The organism is Campylobacter sp. RM16190, assembly GCF_012978835.1.
GTDB lineage: Bacteria > Campylobacterota > Campylobacteria > Campylobacterales > Campylobacteraceae > Campylobacter_A.
In genome coordinates, this window is record NZ_LIWS01000008.1 from 13,811 (window position 1) to 31,859 (window position 18,049).

Here is an 18,049-nt window from a genome sequence, read left to right on the forward strand (position 1 = left end):
GTTTAATTTTTTACGGCACTAGCCAGATCCCACATAGGCATAAATATACCAAGTGCTAAAAATACTACCATGACAGCTATAAAACCAATTAAAATAGGCTCTATGTATGCTGAAATGTTATCAACAATATCGTTAAATTTTACTTTATAATAATCGGTTACCTTTTCCATCATTCCATCAATATTTCCACTTTGCTCTCCCGCGCTTATCATCTGTATAAGCATATTTTCATACAGCTCAGTGTCTCTAAAAGCTTCCGTGAGCGGAACTCCTCTTTGAACCCCTATTTTTACCGTAGATACTTTTTTGTTGATCTCTTGATTTGAAACTGTAAGAGTTGCCGTATCAAGAGCTTCCGCTATAGGAATCCCGGCTCTTACAAGTTCTGTAAATATTAGATTGAATCTATTCATAGTCGAAAAAAAGATAATTTTTCCTATCAAGTAAACTTTGAGCATATATTTATCAAAGCCTGATCTAAAATCATCACTTTTTCTGTACATATACTTTATCGCATATATAGTAGCTATAAAGCCTATTAGAATATATAGACCATAATTGCTTAATGCACTTTCAATTCCAAGCAGTATCCTGGTAGGAAGCGGTAAATTTGCACCAAGCTGCTCAAATATCTCTTTAAATTTAGGAACAACATATATCATCAATATTAAAAAAGCTATCGCTATAGCGCATACTACAATAATAGGGTATCTGATTGCTTTTTTAAATTTTTGTTGATTATCCCAAACTTCTTGTAAAATTTCAGCTAACTTAGCAAGCGATTCTGCCATATTTCCGGTATTTTCTCCAAGTTTTACCATTGCTATAACTACATCTCCAAGCTCTGATCTGAATTTTGAGATAGAATCAGTTAAGCTTTGTCCCTGATTTAGATCATCATTAAGAGTAGAGAATATAAATTTTAGTTTTTTATCATCTGTGGCATTTGCTACTTCTTTAATACTATCATGAATCGAAATTCCGGCATTTGTCATAACACTTAGCTGTCTTATAGCTGCTACTAAATTTGGTACTTTGACCTTAGTGCCTTGGAAGAAATTTTGAATCTTAGAAATAATATCTTGAAATTGCTCTTCAAGAGGTATTGTTTTTGTCTCGCCAATTTTTACTATAGCGCCTGCGTTTTTAAGCTTGGCAGCATTTTTTGCTTCATTTTGGTTGTTTGCTTTAAGTACCATCTTTTGGCGACGGCCCTTTGACATATATTCGACTTCAAAATATTTCATACTTTAGCAACCCTTAAAATTTCATCTATTGTAGTTATGCCTTTTGCAGCCCTTATAACCCCATCTTTAAACATGTCTATAAAGCCCTCTTCGTAAGCTACTTTTTTTATCTCTTCTTTTGTGGTTCCGTTTGCTATCATGCTAGCTATAGTATCGCTAATAGGTAGAATTTCACTTATCATTTCACGTCCCATATATCCTGTTTGTGAGCATTTTTCACAACCTACATGCTTATAAAATTGATAATCTTGCGGTAGATAGCTTTCAAACTGCTCTTGCATCTTTAAAGGAAGAGCGGTTTTTTGTTTACAGTAAGGGCATAGTTTTCTAACAAGTCTTTGAGCCTCTATAGCCACTAATGATCCACTAATTAAATAAGATTCAATACCCATATCCACAATTCTAGTTACAGCACTGATTGCATCGTTTGTGTGTAGAGTAGAAAAAACCAAGTGACCCGTAAGTGCCGCTTGTATAGCTATACGAAGCGTCTCTTGATCTCTAATCTCTCCTATCATTATAACATCCGGGTCTTGTCTTAATATAGATCTAAGAGCCGAAGCAAACGTAAGACCAACCTTTTCATTTACGTGAACCTGCTGTATCATATTTAATTGATACTCTACAGGATCCTCGACTGTAATGATTTTTGTTTCAATGCTTTTTATATCGTTTAATGCAGCATATAAAGTTGTGGTTTTGCCTGAACCAGTAGGTCCGGTAACCAATATGATACCATATGGAGCCTTCATTGCCTTATTAAATTTAGCAAAACTTTCAGGGTGCATTCCTAAATTTTCAAGACTAATAAGAACCTTCGATTTATCAAGAATACGTAAAACTATACTCTCACCATTTAAAATAGGTAAGGTAGAGATACGAAAATCATACTCTTTGCCTGCTACTTGGGCAGAAAAACGACCATCTTGAGGCTTTCTTCTCTCGGCGATATCCATATTTGAAAGTAACTTCATACGAGATACCATTGGCGGGAATATGTCTTTGTCAAAAATAAATGTCTCTGTAAGCATACCATCAATTCTACTTCTAACTATACAGTTATTTTCGGTAGGCTCTATATGTATGTCACTAGCTCTGCCTAAAATAGATGTTTTTAAAATAATTTCAATAAGTTTTAATATGCCAGAACTCTCCTCGTTTCCTGCAGTCGCAGTACTTGAAAGTTCTTTCCTAATATCTGCAATTATGCCTTTAACACTTTCGCTAAGCTCTATTTTACTTAGATGTTTATCTATTTGGGACGGATCTGATACCACTACTTTTAGAAGCTTTCTACTGAATATATTTTGTAGTTTGTCTTGAGCCTCGATATCAAAAGGGTTCTTAAAAGCTACATAAACTCTTATTTCATCCTCTTTTATAGGAAGAGCTTCGTGTTTTTTGAGTTGCAACAATGATACTTTTTCAGACAATCTATAGTCTATATCTATAGTATCAAGATCTATGTAGTCAAGATCAAATTTTTTTGCAGTAAATTTTAAAAATTCTGTTAAATCTATAATAAATTTTTCGACTATATTGGATAGTCTTATCCTTTGAGTTCTGTATAGCTCCGCTAATATATTCATAATATTTTGTTCTGATATATCTGCGGATATATCTTTTATTGCTTGTTCAAACTTTATCTTTTCATTTAGTAGTTTTTCTATATCTTGTTTTTGTTGCTCTGATATTATATTATTTTTAAAAGCAGTAGATAAAAATAAATCATAAATTATATCTGCCACTTTATACTCCTTTTTGACTTGCTATAAAAATGAATTCTAATTTAATATATTAAGTTTTATACACTATGCTAATACTCCTTAATATATAATCAAATTTATAAAAAATTATTAAACTTGATTAACGGTAAAATACAAATTTTATATAGCGTTACTTTCAATATGTTTTATTAAATCTTCAATCTCTTTTGAGTTTGCTTTGTCGTTGTAAATTCTAAGTACCTTAACTGCATCATATTTTTGCCCTAAATTATACTTGGACTTCGCAAAAATTACCCAACTCTCTTCATTTTCGCTATTTAGCTCATTTGCTATTAGAGCCCATTTTTCACTATTTTTATAATCCTCTATATCATAGTATTTTTTAGCTATAAGCACAGCTAAATCAGAGCTGTTTGACTTATCAAATTTTGTTTTTAACTCATCTACAGATATATCTAAATTCGATGATTGTATCTCAAATTTAAATACCTTTTGGCTATCTATAGAGTTATCATTCTTAAGACTAACGTTTTCTGCATTTAAATTTATGGTCTCTTCTGTAGGTGCGCTAAGTATAACCTGTTTTCTTATTCCAGTCATTTCGCCTGATGCCATTTCTATTGTGTCTTGATCAGTAGCTTTTAACTCCTGAGTTGTTTGATCAAGATCATTTTTTGCCAAGGATTGTTGTATGTCATTAATATCATTGGTCTCTACGGTAGACTCATTATCTGTTTTGCTGCCAACATTTAATGTATTGTTGTCTGTGGCAGGTAGAGTATCTTTTATTATAACTTCTGATGGCTTTGTTTGATTTATTGTGGTATTTTTTATCTCGTATGTCGAAGAGCTATTTTTTGCAATATTTATAGACATATCTTCAAAATAAAAAAATACAAGCGAGGCGGTAGTTACAGATGCGGCAAGTAGTGCTACAAGCATATAGGTTTGATATTTTTTATCTCTATTGCCTTTGCTACTTTTTCTTTGTTTATCATAAACTCTCCATTTTCTTTCAAGTTCTAATATCTCTTGTACTTCAAGCATTTATAAGCTCCGATCTGATGGCAGACATCTCTAAAATTTTAGTATTCATAGTATCAGTACTAATAACGGTTGGTTGATTTTCTTCAAAATATTCATAGAGCTCAAAAAAGTTAAACATCAACTTATTAAGCATTGTTAGGCTACCTTTGATTAATCGACTTATTAATTCAAATTGCTCGTCTGTAAATTTTAAAAATTGATAATCAAATTTTTTAGCCTGTAATTTACTTTCCAAATAAACTCTCATATCATTAATATCAATAGAACCTATATCTATACTCTCCCAAATTCTAGCCTGAAAATAGTCCTTTGTCAATATATCTCCATTATCCGTTTTGCGAACAGTAAATATAAATCTAAAAAATCCACTATCTGAAAGGAGTCTGATTTTTTCTATTAAAATTTCAGGATAGAGTTGAGCTTCATCTAAAAATACTGTAAATATTTTTTTATTATTCTCGTCAAATTTTGTATTGCAAATTTTAACGAACTGCTCATATGTCTCTACTTTGTCTTTCGGTTCTTCTTTGAATATTGCTTCATAGAGAGAACTCATAAATTCAGATTCATTAAAAAAAGGATAAGAAAAAAATATGATATCATCTCGATCTTTAAGATCTTTTACTATCTTTTTTAATAAAAAAGTTTTTCCGCCGCCAGGTTTTCCATAAAACACTATAAGCTTTACAGGTTTTTCTATAAGGTTCATAATCTTTTTATATGCCGCAACAGATTTATCTAAATGTATATACTCGTTTTCATTGCTATCTTCGGTAAACAAATTTTTTATTATAGTATATCTATTGCTGCTCATATGTTGACCTTGAAAATCCTAAATCTTTAAGAGTTTGTTTTACTGGAGTAGGTGATGATATATCTATGATTCTAGGTGTTATTATAAACACAAGCTCTGTTGTTCTAAGTTGATCTTTTGTGCTTTTAAATGCATTTCCAACAACTGGAATATCACCCAAGAAAGGTACTTTTGTGTTTTCTTTGCCTTTGGTTTGAGCTATTAGCCCACCAAGAACTATTGTATCTCCGCTATTTACGTGAACTACTGTTGAAAGTTTCTTTTGGATAGTATCCGGAGCTATCTCTCTTATAGTAGTAGTCTGTCTTGTGTCGTCCTCGTTGTATTTAAAGCTACTTAATGAAGGATTGATTCTTAGCATAATCTTATTATCGTCAGAAACTTCAGGAAGTAAATTTAGTAAAATTCCTATAAAAACTGAGTATTGTTTGTAAGTTACAGTTGTCTTTCCGCTTAATGCGTTGTTGTTTGTACTCTCTTCTTGGACTCTGTAGTTTATGTTATCTCCAACAGAGATAAGGGCTTGTTGATTATTAAGAGTAGCTATCTTTGGACTTGATACTATCTTTGTCTTTCCATTTACTTCAAGGAAGTTGATTACCCCATCCAGATTGAAAGTAAATCCGGGTATTAGATTTAGATTTTGAGACAATCCCCCTCTTAAATTTCCTTGATCAATATTTCTGCTTGACCAATGTATTGTATTTCCGGGAGTTGTTCCATATTTAAATTTTGGCACTACAATAGGATTGCCACTGGAGTCTTTTTCTATTGTTTCTTCCATGCTTATAGGTATAAATCTATTAAAAAGACCCGTCTTAAAACCTATATTAAATTTGCTCCAATCAACTCCCTTTGTGTAACTATTCGATAGATCAACAGATATTATAGATACATCTATAAGTACTTGTTTTTTTAATCTTTTTTGAAGATCATCAATATATTCTGATACTCTTTTTATTTGAGCAGCGGTTCCTGTAACTGTAACAAGTCCCGCGTTAGCATTTATTATAGGATCCGGGGCTACAATACTCTCTGTGGTGTTATTTAATATGGCTTTGATTTCAGAATCAAGTTTTTCCCAAAAATCGAATCTTTCAATACTTCTGATTACGTTATCTAGCTTTCCGCCACCTTTTGTAATATCTGAAACATCGCCGTCATCCTGATCATTTCCTACTTCAATAGGCGCAGAATCTACAGATGCTTTAGTAATAGCAGCACCCTCTCTAATAGATGTTATATAATCAATTTTAAATGTTTTTGTTTGCAGTGCAGAAATTCTTAATATTCCTTTATCAAAGGTATGGTATATATTTTTTTCATGTAACAATATATTGAAAATTTCATTAAGAGTCATATCTTTTATGTTGATTCCCGATATCTCTTCGTTTATTGCATTTTTGGCGAATTGGTCTTTTGTGATAACGCTAAAATGGCATATATCAGAAAGTTGCGTTAAGATTTCTTGTATGGATACCTGTTCGCTTATTTTTAAGTTAAAAATTCTTTTATCGCAACTATCCTTAGCCAAAGCCGGATATGTTGAAAAAAGAATTAAAGCTATTATGGCTATAAATTTATTTAATCTTAATACCAACATTATTTCTTCCTTTTGTAATATTTAGTTCTAAATTTTGATCTTTATTTACTAGCATCACACTTGATGCCTTTATTTTTTTAAGTGTATAATCTCCTACTTTTTCGCCGACTTTATACCATTTATTATTAATTTTTGCTCTATCATTAAATATAGCATGCAAGCCGAGAGCTTCTCCGGAACTAGCATTGTCATCATGTATAATTTTTGACCTTTTTGGTACCAAAAAAGGATCTTGTAGTTTGTTTATATTGGTTTCGTTAAGACCTTTTCTGGGCGTATTTATTGACTGAAACATCTTGTCATACTCTTGAATGTCAGAATTTTTTGTCTCATTGTCTTGAGCAAGAATCTTTTGAATTTGCCCCTGTGTTTGCTCAATATTAGGCTTCTCCTGAGTTGAGTTATTTGCAAGAGCAATATAAAAAGACACAGAAGTAAGTAGTATTATTTTATAAAATTTCATTAATATTTCATCCCCCATACATAGATACCAACAGTTCCTATTAGGTCTTTTTTGGTAGAATTAATATCCATATGATTAACATCTACAACTAAATCGGATTCTTCAATAGAATTTATATAGCCTACAATATCCTTAAAACTGCCTTCAAGGTCTATTTTTATATCAAGCACCTGTTCTATTTTTTTTGGAGTAGGATTTTTAAACTCATTTGAAATTTTTGTTATTTTAACGCTATTTTTATTAGCTAAAAATGCCAAGCTATCTAAAAATTTAGCCCAATTTTGTTCGTTAAAAAGAAGATATGATAATTCTTGCAATTTATTGTCAAAGTATTGGTTTGTAAATTTTGCTGTGTCTAGCTCTTTGTTTAAAGAATTTAGTCTGTTTTGCTGCTCTTTTATTTTAAAATTCATATCCCCGTTTACAGTAACAGAAGCTAAATAGTTATTTGTATCATTAAGCTTTCTTGATATTTCTTCATTTTGACTCAATGTTGTTTCATAATATTGTTGAGCAGGATCCCATGTAATTAGGTATGTTAAAAAAGCTACTATAACAAGTGTTCCAAGAAGCATCATAGATACTTCACTATCCTTTTTACTATCAAAATAAGTGTCTATTTTTACTAGAATATTATCTTTTTTCATTATTTTATCTTTACCGTGACGTTACTTTCGTACATCGAATTTTGCTTGTTTGGGTCAAAAATAATCTCTTGTGTTGTTATAGAGTATTTCACCTGCTTGCTTACATTTTCGATAAATTCAGTTAGTTGTTTTTCATTTTGACTAAGTAGCATTATAGTCATATTTTTATCCGTATTTACAACTTTACCAACCTTTATATCTTTTTCGCTAATAAGTTTTGTAAGCTCATAAAGAACTATACTTTTCATAGGATAGTTTGCTTTTTTATCATAAATTTCAGTTAATAGGCTCTTTCTAAAGTCTATCTTCTCGTTCTCTTCATCAAAAACTTTTTTTGTATTTTGATATTCGTTGGCCAGTCTTGTCAATGCAGACTCTATCCTTACTTTTTCCGCATGGGCTATATTGTACTCATCTGTTAGCATATTAGTGTTTTGTTCTGTAATAAAGCCATATATGTATTGATATGATGGATATAAAAATGCTAATAAAAATCCAGCCGCTATATATAGAATCAATTTTCCACTATTTCTTTTGAATAGTGGCGGTGGTCTTAAAAATAGAGAAAAGTTAAAATTGTTATCATTTGTTTCTTTGTAGTCTTGTGCAAATACAGACATAAGAGCATGAAAGCCAGTTACTTGAACCTCTTTTGTGTTTATAGATATCTTAAGATCAAAAGAATTTACAGGTATGCCTATCTTGCTCTCTAAAGAGTTGTAAAATTTACTTATATCAATATCGCTTAATACAAATAAATTTTGAATTTTTATACCATAAATTCTACTTAAGCTATTTAAAACATCACTTATATAGTATGAAATTTCATCAAAAATTTGAGATAAAAACTCTTTATCTCTATCATCTTCAGTGTCTTTTAGAATTTTTTCAAATTCAAGCTCGTCAACTCTGTTTTCACGCAGTGCAGAAAACTTATCGTTAATTGTTTTTATAGAGTATCTTAGTGGTCTTGACTGTAGATAATCGCCGTTTTTATATACAGATATGAAAGCATCGTCATTTTGCATAACCAAAAATGCATCTATGTTTTGTGACGACAGAAGGTTCTTTTTATACGGAGCTGCAAACATAAGCGGAGCAGCTACAATATAGTCTATATAAGAGACTCTTCTTGCTATTGGAGAAAATATTTGGTTTATTATTGCATTTTCTATTACAAAAAGGTTAAAAATTCTATTTTCAGAGCCAGTGTGCTCAAGTTCGCTATATGTGATTTTATATTCTTTGGATGTATCTAAGTCAAATTCTTCATAGGCTTTAATTGTAATGAGATCTGGAATATCTGCATCCTCGCTTCCACCAGGTATCTCTACCGAGCCTATCATCAATTCTTTATATTTTAAGTAAGATATAAAAAAACTATTTTTATTTACTTTTTCTATATTACATTCTGAGAATTCGTTGTTTAAAAATATATATGAATTTTGGGTATATGCATCTATAGATACTATACCGCTCCCACTTTTCTTATTTTTGTTTTTGTTTGGCATATTGCAATCACTTTAAAATATAAAATAACACTTACCATTTTAATAAAAAACAAATTAAAAATCAATAGTTATTTATTTTGTTTATGATTTTTCCATCCTTGTGCCAGTCTTTTTTAACAATTACTATAAGTTTTAAAAATATTTTTTTATCTGTTAATTTTGATATCGTTTTTCGTGAATTTATTCCGATTCTCTTAATTGTTTCGCCATTTTTTCCAATAATCATTGATTTATGTATCTCTTTATCGGTTATTATTGAGGCAAAAATTTCTATAATTTCACTTTTTTCTTTAATTTTATCTATGATCACATCGGTAGAGTAGGGTAGCTCATCACTTAAATTATCATATATCGCCTCAAGTATAAATTCTTTATAAATTTCTTTTTCGTTAGTGGGTGTTAAAAACTCCGGATCGTAAAAGTACTCATGCTCAGGCAAAAGCTTGCAAATTTCATCCAGCAGAGGCTTTTTGTAAGTCTGTTTTTTTATACTGAAAGGCAGTAAGGCTACGAATTTATCTTGGAATTTGGAGTATGCAGATATTTTTTCTAAAATTTTATCATTTGAAACTTCATCAACCTTTGTTAAAACCAAGATATGAGGCACCGCAGGCTTTAAATTTAAAAATTTCTCATACTCCTGCGTTGAGTCATGAACCGAGGATAAAAATACAATCACGTCACAATCGCTCATTGATTTTATAGCTTCGTTTATCATTAGTTTGTTTAGCGTTTTATCACTCTCGTGAAGTCCTGGTGTGTCGGTAAAGATTATCTGATCTTCACAGTTCATCACGATACCGCTTATCTTGCGCCTTGTCGCGTTTTGTTTGTGTGAAACGATTGTGATTTTTTCATTGAGTAGGCAGTTTAGTAGTGAGCTTTTGCCCGCGTTTGTTCTGCCGATTATGCTTACAAAGCCTGATTTCATAGTATGTATCTTGCTAGATCTTGATCTTTTATTATATCTCCCAGCCTGTCTTCCACAAGCGCTTTATCAATCTCTATAGTTTTTCCGCTATTTTCGCTAGCCTCAAAGCTTATATCTTCTATAACTCGCTCGATTACCGTGTGAAGTCTTCTTGCGCCGATATCTTCCATCTTCTCATTTGCATTTTGGGCTATTTTGGCTATGGCTCTTATAGCTTCATCTTGAAATTTAAGCTCGACATTTTCGGTTTTTAAAAGCGCTTCATATTGTTTTAAAAGCGAATGTTTTGGCTGTGTCAAAATTTGATAAAGCGCATCCTCGTCAAGACTGCTTAGCTCGACTCTAAGCGGAAATCTTCCTTGAAGCTCAGGTATCAGATCGCTTGGCTTACTTATATGAAACGCACCCGCTGCGATAAAAAGTATATGATCTGTCTTTATAACGCCAAATTTTGTAGTTACGGTTGAGCCTTCAACTATAGGCAAAAGATCTCTTTGAACCCCCTCTTTACTTGGATCTTGCCTACTTGAATTTCCGGAATTAACGGCGACTTTATCAATCTCATCGATAAAGATGATACCTTCGTTTTCAGCCCTTCTTAAAGCTTCAGCCTTGATACTTTCCATATCTAAAATTTTATCGCTAGCTTCGTTTTTAAGAGCCTCTTTAGCGTCTTTTACTTTCATCTCTTTTTTTACGGTTTTGTTGCTTAATCCTATGATTTTTACAAAACTCTCTTGCATTTGAGCCATGTCGGGTGGCACATTAGCTCCCGCGTCAAAGCTACTTTGCGTGATCTCGATCTCGATGTTTAGATCGTCAAGGTCTCCGTTTTTAAGCCTTGTTTTCATCTTCTCATAACTTCTTTCATAATCAACCTTTTTCTCTTCGCTTGCTCCGGTTGGAAGCGGCGGAAGAAGCTTTTTTATGATCTTATCCTCTACGTACTCGTCGATTTTATCTTGATTTTTCTCTCTAAATTCGGTTTTTACAAGACTTATAGCAGCCGCAACCAGATCTCTTACCATAGACTCCACATCGCGCCCGACAAAACCAACTTCGGTGTATTTGCTTGCCTCTACTTTGATAAAAGGCAAGCCCATCATCTTTGAAAGACGACGTGCTATCTCGGTTTTACCGACGCCCGTTGAGCCTATCATAAGTATATTTTTAGGTACAATGTCATCTTGCATCGATTTTTCAAGCTTCATTCTGCGATATCTGTTTCTAAGTGCAATTGCTATGATTTTTTTAGCGTCTTTTTGACCGATTACATAATCATCTAAAAATTTCACTATCTCTTTTGGGGTTAAATTCATACTCTCTCTTTATTCTAAAACATAAGTTTTTATATTTGTATTTGTGTATATGCAGACTTCTCCTGCTATTTTTAAGCTCTCTTTTACAAGCTCTTCTTCGTCAATTTGTGCAAATTTATCAAGTGCTCTTGCTGCACAAAGTGCGAAATTTCCTCCGCTTCCTATGGCTGCTATCTTGCCGTCTTCAGGCTCGACAACATCGCCCGTGCCGCTTAGCAGAAAAATTTTATCGCGATTTAGCACTAGCATCATCGCTTCAAGTTTGCGTAGATACTTATCTTTACGCCACTCTTTGCTAAATTCTATCACAGCCTTTAGTAGATCGCCTTTAGCGTGCTCTAGGTTGTTTTCAAACATATCAAATAGATTAAACGCATCGGCAGTGCTTCCTGCAAAGCCCGCTAGAACCTTGCCGTTATGAATTTTGCGAATTTTAACGGCATTTGCTTTAAGAACCGTGTTGCCAAAGCTTACTTGCCCGTCTCCACCGATCACGGATTTATTTTTGCCTTTGTAGGCTAGTATGGTTGTTGCATGAAACACTATTCGCCCTCGACTTCTAGCTTAAGCTTGGCGTGAATTCCATGTCCTAACTTCACATCTACGTCAAAAATTCCTGTTGATTTTATATGTCCGTCGGTATCAAAGCTCTTTTTGTCTATGGCTAGATTGTGCTTTTCTTCAAGGGCGTGAGCGATCTCGTCTTTTGTAACGGCACCAAACAGCGAGCCGTTAGCGCCAAGCGGTTTTTTGATAACCAGCTTTATATTTTCAAGTTGCTCTTTTAGGGTTTCTAAATTCGCAAGTTCGTATTTTAGCTCTTCTGCCTTCCTTTTTTGAGCCGCTTCATATTGGCGAAGCACATCAGGAGTTGCAGCTTTTGCTAGGCCTCTGCCTATTAAGAAGTTGTTTCCATAGCCGTCTTTTACCTCTTTTATCTCTCCTGCTTTGCCAAGAGATTTTACGTCTTTTATCAGTAATACTTTCATTGCTTATCCTTATTTAATTTAAATTTTAGTTAAATTTACGCCCGTTTTTGCGCCCTATAATAAACCTTAACGCATTTAGCTTTATAAACCCGTCGGCATCTTTTTGATCATAAACGTTATCTTCTTCGAATGTACAAAACGCTTCACTAAAGAGATTATCGTTCTTGCTGTCTCTGCCTAGTATGATTACATTTCCTTTGTATAGCTCGACTTTTACGCTTCCATTTACGTTTTCTTGGCTTTTGTCTATTAGCGCTTGAAGCATTATTCGCTCAGGCGAAAACCAGTATCCGTTGTAGATTAATTCGGCGTATTTTGGCATGAGTTCGTCTTTAAGGTGAGCGGCTCCTCTGTCAAGAGTTATACTCTCTATGGCTCGGTGAGCCTTTAGCATTATCGTCCCGCCCGGAGTTTCGTAGCAACCGCGAGATTTCATGCCTACCGAGCGATTTTCTACTATATCAAGTCTTCCTATACCGTGTTTTGCACCAAGGCGGTTAAGCTCGGCCAAAATTTCCGCAGGACTTAATCTCTTGCCGTTTATGCTTACGGGATCGCCTTTTTCGTATCCTATCTCTATGATTTCGCTCTCATTTGGTGCGTTTTTCGGATCGACTGTCCATCTCCACATATCTTTTTCTGGTGCATTGGCTGGATTTTCAAGCACTAAGCCTTCATAGCTTATGTGGAGTAAATTTGCATCCATAGAGTATGGACTTTTGCCCGGTTTTTTTTCTATCTTGATACCGTTTTTTTCCGCATAAGCTAGTAGTTTTTCTCTACTGTTTAGATCCCACTCTCTCCAAGGAGCAATTATAGTAAGATTATCTCCTATGGCGTAGTATCCAAGCTCAAATCTAACTTGATCGTTTCCTTTTCCTGTTGCGCCGTGACTTACTCCATCGGCTCCTATACTTGCCGCTATCTCTGCTTGTCTTTTTGCTATAAGCGGTCGAGCGATGGATGTACCAAGCAGATATTCGCCCTCATAGATGGCGTTTGCTCTAAACATCGGAAATACAAAATCTCTTACAAATTCCTCTTTCAAATCTTCTATAAAGATATTTTCAGGTTTTATGCCAAGTTCAAGCGCTTTTACTCTTGCAGGCTCAAGTTCTTCGCCTTGACCGATATCGGCGGTAAAAGTTATAACTTCGCATTTGTACTCATCTTGAAGCCATTTTAAAATAATGCTTGTGTCAAGACCGCCTGAGTATGCCAAAACAACCTTTTTAACATCTTTTTTCATCATAAAATCCTTTGAAAATTAGATTTGTAATTTTAGCTAAATTTAATTAATTTTTACTAAATATTTGAGTAAATAAAAACTATCAACCGCTCCGTAATATAATGATAATTAATATTAAATTTATTACAAATTAGTTACTATTTTCTCACTGGAATATATTCTAAAATGGAGGTTTGTATGCTTAAAATTAAAAAGACCGCAGCAGCTTTTGCTTGCATTGCTAGTTCTTCTTATCTGCTTGGAGCGGAATTAATTCAGCTTGATCAAGTAGTAGTAACTGCCGGAGGATTTGAGCAAGATATAAAAGAGGCTCCGGCAAGTGTCTCTGTGATTGATAATAAAAAATTGTCTCAAGGAGTCTTTAAATCTTTGCACAATATAGCAAATAAGACTCCTGGAGTTAGTATGGTGGGAGGAGAAGATGGTCCTGCTAGCGGAATTTCGATAAGAGGCATGGAAAGCTCTCAAACATTAATACTAATAGACGGGAAAAGAGTAAGTTCTAGTGCTGCCAATCCAAAGGGTGGGGCAGGTGATATGAACTCCAATTTCATTCCTCCTGTCGATGCGATAGAGCGAGTAGAGATAATAAGAGGTCCTATGAGTTCGCTATATGGAAGTGATGCAGTAGGTGGAGTTATAAATATAATAACAAAAAAGAGTGCTAATAAATTTAGCGGATCGGTAGGATTTTCATATCTTTTACAAAATCACGATGGAATAGGCGATCATAGACAGATGGATTTTTATCTAAATGCGCCTATTTTAGATGATAAGTTAGCTGTTCAACTTTGGGGATATAAGAAACTAAGAGATGAAGATGAGTATAAAGGCGGATATCAGCGAAGCGATAAAAAGAGTTTAAGTGCTAAAATTTGGATAACCCCCGATGAGCATAATAAATTTTATTTGCTAGGTTCAAAAGATATGCATGATTACTCAAGAACGGTAGGCAAAACGGCTACTTTAAAAACAAACAAGCTTATAAATAACTATGATTATGATAGATATAGCTATGGCTTGGGGTATGTTGGCGATTTTAATATTTTAAATGCTGATATAAGCTATATCTATGATCAGACTCAGAGAACAAGTCTGTTTGATAGCCTTGCACCTGCGACCGTAAAAAATAATAATTTTAATTCTAAATTTAGTACCTTTTTGGACTCTCATACCTTGACATTTGGATATGATTTTAGTAAGCAAGCTGTTGAGACTACTTTTATAGTTTCAAACGCATTAAAATCTGGACTTAAAAATCCTGCCGAATACTCTATGAAAGAGCACGCTCTATTTTTAGAGGATGAGTGGGAGATTTTAATGGATAGTTTGTATTTGACTTTTGGTGGAAGATGGACTCATAACCAGTATTTTGGTAGTCACTTCTCTCCTAGAATTTATGCAGTTTATAATATCAACGATAACTGGACTATAAAAGGCGGAGTGGCAACCGGGTATAAAAGTCCTAATATAAATCAAATTTCGCCTGAGGTGGGAACTATTCAGGGTGGATGGAGAATAGTTGATTTTGGAAATAAAGATTTAAAGCCTGAAAAGAGTACCACTTATGAGATCGCTACTCATTACGATAACGGTAGCGACTTTCGTGCAAATGTAACTTTGTTTAAAAACGAGTTTAAAAATAAAATTTTAGATACTGATGGAAGCAATCTAAACAAAATTCCCGCATACGAGGGTTGCACAGGAGCACCTCATGTAAAATGTCCAGGATGGGGAACCTATTTTAATATAGACGGAGCCGATGTTTGGGGTATTGAGCTTGGCGGCGATTACGATATAAACCAAAAGCTAAATTTAAGTGCATCATACACATACAACAACTCCAAAATAAAAACCGGCAATCCTATTATAAGTACACCTAAAGGCGATGTTAGCTTCGATCAAACAACGCTTTCTAGGCTGGATGGTAAGTCTTTAACAGCAACTCCTCAGCATAAGGCCAATATGATTATCACTTATGAACCAATTAATAAGGTTTCGACATTTATAGGAGCAAACTACGAAAGTGAGCTAACTAGCGTAAAATTTGGTCCCGGAAATAAGGTAAGCGAAAATAATAAAAAGCTATTTACTGCGGATATCGGTGTGAATTGGAGCATAAATGATAATCTATCTTTAAATTTTACCGCCTACAATATATTTGACAATGTTAGATATGATGAGGGCTTGGCTGATGATGGCAATTACTACTGGTATCCTGAAGAGGGAAGAAGATTTTTGTTTAAGATTAATGCAAAATGGTAGTTAGAGTATTTTTATACATTATGTTAGGATTTGGTTTTTTAGCTGGTGCGCCGAATCAAAATGTAAAGCCCATAAAGGGCTTTGTCTATAATTATTTCGACATTGAAATTTCAAATTTAAAAGCTAACAATGGTGAAAATTATCGGATATTTCAGGCTATTCCAAAAGGTAAAAAGAGCTATAAAAATGTTATTTATATGCTTGATGCCAATGCACAGTTTCCTATGATTTTAAATTTATATAGGCCGACTAAAGAGCCACCTCTCATAATAGCTATAGGATACGATACAAATTTAGCCTATGATAGGAAAAGACGCACAAGAGACTATACCCCAAAGACTCTTGGTGACGAATTTGTCAAAGGCGGAGGAGCTGATCTATTTTATAAATTTATAAAAGAGATTTTAATGCCCTTTGTTGAGTTTAAATTTGACACAAAAGAGAGTCAAAAGACACTTTATGGACACTCTTTTGGCGGACTTTTTACTCTGTTTGCTATGCTTAAAAATGAAGAGTTGTTTGATGATTTCTTTATAGCCTCTCCATCTTTATGGTGGGGAGATTCGCTTATTTTAAAAGAAGCTGTTTTAAATGGTAAATTTAGAGATAAAATAAAGGCTAAATTTGTAAATTTAAGCATAGGAGAGCTTGAAAAAAGAGCCGGAAAAACTGATAAAGAAGGCTTATTGAAGGCTAGCAATTTGGCTGAAATTTTAAGAAATAGTAATATTTCATATAGATTTAAAATTTACAAAAACCAGACTCATGGTAGTGTGATACCGCTAAATTTGCAAGATCTTTTAAAATACTACGACAAATAACCATATCTACTCTTGTGTTTAAGAGATTTTTGGATAAAATCTTACAATGAGAGTAGATAAATTTTTAAATACAGTAAACATTACAAAGCGCCGTGCGGTCAGTGAAGATATGTGTAAAAGTGGCGTAGTAAGCATAAACGGAGTCGTAGCAAAGCCTGCCAAGGAGATTAAGATAGGTGACAAGATCACGATCAAATTTCTAGCCAAAGAAGTAAGCTACGAGGTTTTAGCCATCCCTGTTACAAAAAGTATCCCAAAATCAGCCCAAAGCGAGTATGTAAAAGAGTTATGAAGAGAGAATTTATTCTGAATTTAAACGAGCTTGACGAGATTACTAAAATTCTCCCACAAGAGGGAGTTATAATATTAAAAGGCGATCTGGCTAGTGGCAAAACTACTTTAGTAAAAGCTATCGCCAAGGCTCGCGGTATAGATTCTGATGTCACTTCTCCTACTTTTTCTGTTATGCAAGGATATGAAAATAACGTATTTCACTATGATATTTTTCAAAATGGATTTGAAGGAATTTTAAAAAACGGACTATTTGAAAATTTTTTTGAAGAAGGGCTACACTTAGTAGAGTGGGGTGATGATGAGCTTGAGGATATGCTTAAAAAATTTAATATCGCTTATGTTAAAATTTTAATTACACCTCATGAAAGAGGGCGCAAATACGAGGTTTTCGGTGCATAAACTTGAGATAAAAGAGCTAAAAAAAACTATTAAAAAATCAAATATAATTAAAGGAATCTCTCTTGAGGTAAAAAGCGGAGAAGTTGTGGGTCTGCTTGGTCCAAATGGGGCCGGCAAGACGACAACTTTTTATATGATTTGTGGATTAATTACTCCAAGTAGCGGAAATATACTGCTTGATGATGTCGATATTACAAATGTTCCGCTTCATAAACGCGCACAGATGGGCATAGGGTATCTGCCTCAAGAATCAAGCATATTTAAAGATCTAAGCGTAGAAGAGAATCTGCTTCTTGGTGCTGAAATTTTATACAAAGACAGTGATATCATAGAAAAAAAAGTCAATGAAATGTTAAATCTGCTAAATATTGAGCCGATTCGTCTAAGAAAGGGAGTGAGCCTAAGCGGAGGTGAGAGAAGGCGCTGTGAGATAGCAAGAAGCCTGATGATAACGCCTAAATTTTTACTTCTTGACGAGCCTTTCGCTGGAGTTGATCCTATAGCCGTCTTTGATATTCAAAATATAGTAAGAGATCTTAAAAATTTGGGAATAGGCGTATTAATAACCGATCATAATGTGCGTGAAACTTTGGCGATTTGCGATAGAGCGTATGTTATAAAAGACGGTTCTTTATTGGCTTTTGGAAATGCCAAAGAGGTGGCTAACGATAAACTCGTTAAGACCCATTATCTTGGCGAAGAATTTAGGCTTTTAGAATAAGT

General features: G+C 33.8%; 18 protein-coding genes. 5 read left to right on the top strand and 13 right to left on the bottom strand.

Annotated features, from left to right (window positions below; translation table 11 throughout):
- Positions 1 to 2: 2 nt before the first annotated feature.
- The 13 genes from CDOM16190_RS08370 to CDOM16190_RS08430 all read right to left on the bottom strand — a co-directional run bounded on the left by CDOM16190_RS08370 (position 3) and on the right by CDOM16190_RS08430 (position 13,547).
- Entirely contained in the window at positions 3 to 1,247 is a 1,245-nt protein-coding gene (locus tag CDOM16190_RS08370; protein WP_170020074.1) for a type II secretion system F family protein, read from the bottom strand.
- Entirely contained in the window at positions 1,244 to 2,995 is a 1,752-nt protein-coding gene (locus CDOM16190_RS08375; RefSeq protein WP_349304370.1) for a GspE/PulE family protein, read from the bottom strand. The genes CDOM16190_RS08370 and CDOM16190_RS08375 overlap by 4 nt, the downstream gene beginning before the upstream one ends.
- Before the next feature lie 138 nt (positions 2,996 to 3,133).
- Entirely contained in the window at positions 3,134 to 4,021 is an 888-nt protein-coding gene (locus CDOM16190_RS08380) for a transformation system protein (protein ID WP_169974522.1), read from the bottom strand.
- Positions 4,014 to 4,835 carry an ATP-binding protein gene (locus tag CDOM16190_RS08385; RefSeq protein ID WP_170020076.1) on the bottom strand — a complete coding sequence of 274 codons (822 nt, stop codon included), beginning with the start codon at positions 4,833 to 4,835 and terminating at the stop codon, positions 4,014 to 4,016. The genes CDOM16190_RS08380 and CDOM16190_RS08385 overlap by 8 nt, the downstream gene beginning before the upstream one ends.
- On the bottom strand, positions 4,822 to 6,438 hold the full coding sequence (mshL, locus tag CDOM16190_RS08390; protein ID WP_170020078.1) for a pilus (MSHA type) biogenesis protein MshL: 1,617 nt from the start codon (positions 6,436 to 6,438) through the stop codon (positions 4,822 to 4,824). Before mshL ends, CDOM16190_RS08385 begins: the two co-directional genes overlap by 14 nt.
- Complete coding sequence (locus tag CDOM16190_RS08395) at positions 6,416 to 6,919, bottom strand: hypothetical protein (RefSeq protein ID WP_170020080.1); 504 nt, start codon at positions 6,917 to 6,919, stop codon at positions 6,416 to 6,418. The genes mshL and CDOM16190_RS08395 overlap by 23 nt, the downstream gene beginning before the upstream one ends.
- Positions 6,901 to 7,548, bottom strand: a complete 648-nt coding sequence (locus CDOM16190_RS08400) for a type 4a pilus biogenesis protein PilO (protein ID WP_170020082.1) — start codon at positions 7,546 to 7,548, stop codon at positions 6,901 to 6,903. Before CDOM16190_RS08400 ends, CDOM16190_RS08395 begins: the two co-directional genes overlap by 19 nt.
- The gene (locus tag CDOM16190_RS08405; RefSeq protein ID WP_170020084.1) at positions 7,548 to 9,059 is read right to left on the bottom strand and encodes a hypothetical protein; all 1,512 of its coding nucleotides are present in this window, start codon (positions 9,057 to 9,059) and stop codon (positions 7,548 to 7,550) included. Before CDOM16190_RS08405 ends, CDOM16190_RS08400 begins: the two co-directional genes overlap by 1 nt.
- A gap of 61 nt (positions 9,060 to 9,120) precedes the next feature.
- Entirely contained in the window at positions 9,121 to 9,990 is an 870-nt protein-coding gene (gene era, locus CDOM16190_RS08410; protein WP_170020086.1) for a GTPase Era, read from the bottom strand.
- Positions 9,987 to 11,309, bottom strand: a complete 1,323-nt coding sequence (gene hslU, locus CDOM16190_RS08415; RefSeq protein ID WP_170020088.1) for an ATP-dependent protease ATPase subunit HslU — start codon at positions 11,307 to 11,309, stop codon at positions 9,987 to 9,989. The genes era and hslU overlap by 4 nt, the downstream gene beginning before the upstream one ends.
- Before the next feature lie 9 nt (positions 11,310 to 11,318).
- Positions 11,319 to 11,852: an ATP-dependent protease subunit HslV gene (gene hslV, locus CDOM16190_RS08420; RefSeq protein ID WP_169940748.1), complete on the bottom strand. Its 534-nt coding sequence runs from the start codon at positions 11,850 to 11,852 to the stop codon at positions 11,319 to 11,321.
- Entirely contained in the window at positions 11,852 to 12,298 is a 447-nt protein-coding gene (rplI, locus tag CDOM16190_RS08425; RefSeq protein WP_169974540.1) for a 50S ribosomal protein L9, read from the bottom strand. Before rplI ends, hslV begins: the two co-directional genes overlap by 1 nt.
- Positions 12,299 to 12,323: 25 nt before the next feature.
- Complete coding sequence (locus tag CDOM16190_RS08430; protein ID WP_170020090.1) at positions 12,324 to 13,547, bottom strand: argininosuccinate synthase; 1,224 nt, start codon at positions 13,545 to 13,547, stop codon at positions 12,324 to 12,326.
- Positions 13,548 to 13,724: 177 nt separating this feature from the next.
- On the opposite strand from CDOM16190_RS08430, the gene CDOM16190_RS08435 reads away from it, so the two are divergent.
- From CDOM16190_RS08435 to lptB, 5 genes are read left to right on the top strand one after another with little or no spacing between them, the layout of a single operon-like run.
- Positions 13,725 to 15,812 carry a TonB-dependent receptor domain-containing protein gene (locus CDOM16190_RS08435; RefSeq protein ID WP_170020092.1) on the top strand — a complete coding sequence of 696 codons (2,088 nt, stop codon included), beginning with the start codon at positions 13,725 to 13,727 and terminating at the stop codon, positions 15,810 to 15,812.
- On the top strand, positions 15,806 to 16,633 hold the full coding sequence (locus CDOM16190_RS08440) for an alpha/beta hydrolase (RefSeq protein ID WP_249934150.1): 828 nt from the start codon (positions 15,806 to 15,808) through the stop codon (positions 16,631 to 16,633). The genes CDOM16190_RS08435 and CDOM16190_RS08440 overlap by 7 nt, the downstream gene beginning before the upstream one ends.
- Positions 16,634 to 16,679: 46 nt before the next feature.
- A complete protein-coding gene (locus CDOM16190_RS08445) occupies positions 16,680 to 16,925 on the top strand; it encodes an RNA-binding S4 domain-containing protein (RefSeq protein WP_170020094.1) in 246 nt (81 codons plus the stop codon).
- A complete protein-coding gene (gene tsaE / locus CDOM16190_RS08450; protein WP_170020096.1) occupies positions 16,922 to 17,326 on the top strand; it encodes a tRNA (adenosine(37)-N6)-threonylcarbamoyltransferase complex ATPase subunit type 1 TsaE in 405 nt (134 codons plus the stop codon). The genes CDOM16190_RS08445 and tsaE overlap by 4 nt, the downstream gene beginning before the upstream one ends.
- On the top strand, positions 17,319 to 18,047 hold the full coding sequence (gene lptB, locus CDOM16190_RS08455) for an LPS export ABC transporter ATP-binding protein (protein WP_169974550.1): 729 nt from the start codon (positions 17,319 to 17,321) through the stop codon (positions 18,045 to 18,047). Before tsaE ends, lptB begins: the two co-directional genes overlap by 8 nt.
- The last annotated feature ends 2 nt before the right edge of the window (positions 18,048 to 18,049 follow it).

Bases quoted from the DNA above. Each gene is read 5' to 3' on its own strand.
- CDOM16190_RS08370 (WP_170020074.1), bottom strand. From the start codon at position 1,247: ATGAAATATTTTGAAGTCGAATATATGTCAAAGGGCCGTCGCCAAAAG.
- CDOM16190_RS08380 (WP_169974522.1), bottom strand. From the start codon at position 4,021: ATGCTTGAAGTACAAGAGATATTAGAACTTGAAAGAAAATGGAGAGTT.
- CDOM16190_RS08385 (WP_170020076.1), bottom strand. From the start codon at position 4,835: ATGAGCAGCAATAGATATACTATAATAAAAAATTTGTTTACCGAAGAT.
- mshL (WP_170020078.1), bottom strand. From the start codon at position 6,438: ATGTTGGTATTAAGATTAAATAAATTTATAGCCATAATAGCTTTAATT.
- CDOM16190_RS08395 (WP_170020080.1), bottom strand. From the start codon at position 6,919: ATGGGGGATGAAATATTAATGAAATTTTATAAAATAATACTACTTACT.
- CDOM16190_RS08400 (WP_170020082.1), bottom strand. From the start codon at position 7,548: ATGAAAAAAGATAATATTCTAGTAAAAATAGACACTTATTTTGATAGT.
- CDOM16190_RS08405 (WP_170020084.1), bottom strand. From the start codon at position 9,059: ATGCCAAACAAAAACAAAAATAAGAAAAGTGGGAGCGGTATAGTATCT.
- era (WP_170020086.1), bottom strand. From the start codon at position 9,990: ATGAAATCAGGCTTTGTAAGCATAATCGGCAGAACAAACGCGGGCAAA.
- hslU (WP_170020088.1), bottom strand. From the start codon at position 11,309: ATGAATTTAACCCCAAAAGAGATAGTGAAATTTTTAGATGATTATGTA.
- rplI (WP_169974540.1), bottom strand. From the start codon at position 12,298: ATGAAAGTATTACTGATAAAAGACGTAAAATCTCTTGGCAAAGCAGGA.
- CDOM16190_RS08430 (WP_170020090.1), bottom strand. From the start codon at position 13,547: ATGAAAAAAGATGTTAAAAAGGTTGTTTTGGCATACTCAGGCGGTCTT.
- CDOM16190_RS08435 (WP_170020092.1), top strand. From the start codon at position 13,725: ATGCTTAAAATTAAAAAGACCGCAGCAGCTTTTGCTTGCATTGCTAGT.
- CDOM16190_RS08440 (WP_249934150.1), top strand. From the start codon at position 15,806: ATGGTAGTTAGAGTATTTTTATACATTATGTTAGGATTTGGTTTTTTA.
- CDOM16190_RS08445 (WP_170020094.1), top strand. From the start codon at position 16,680: ATGAGAGTAGATAAATTTTTAAATACAGTAAACATTACAAAGCGCCGT.
- tsaE (WP_170020096.1), top strand. From the start codon at position 16,922: ATGAAGAGAGAATTTATTCTGAATTTAAACGAGCTTGACGAGATTACT.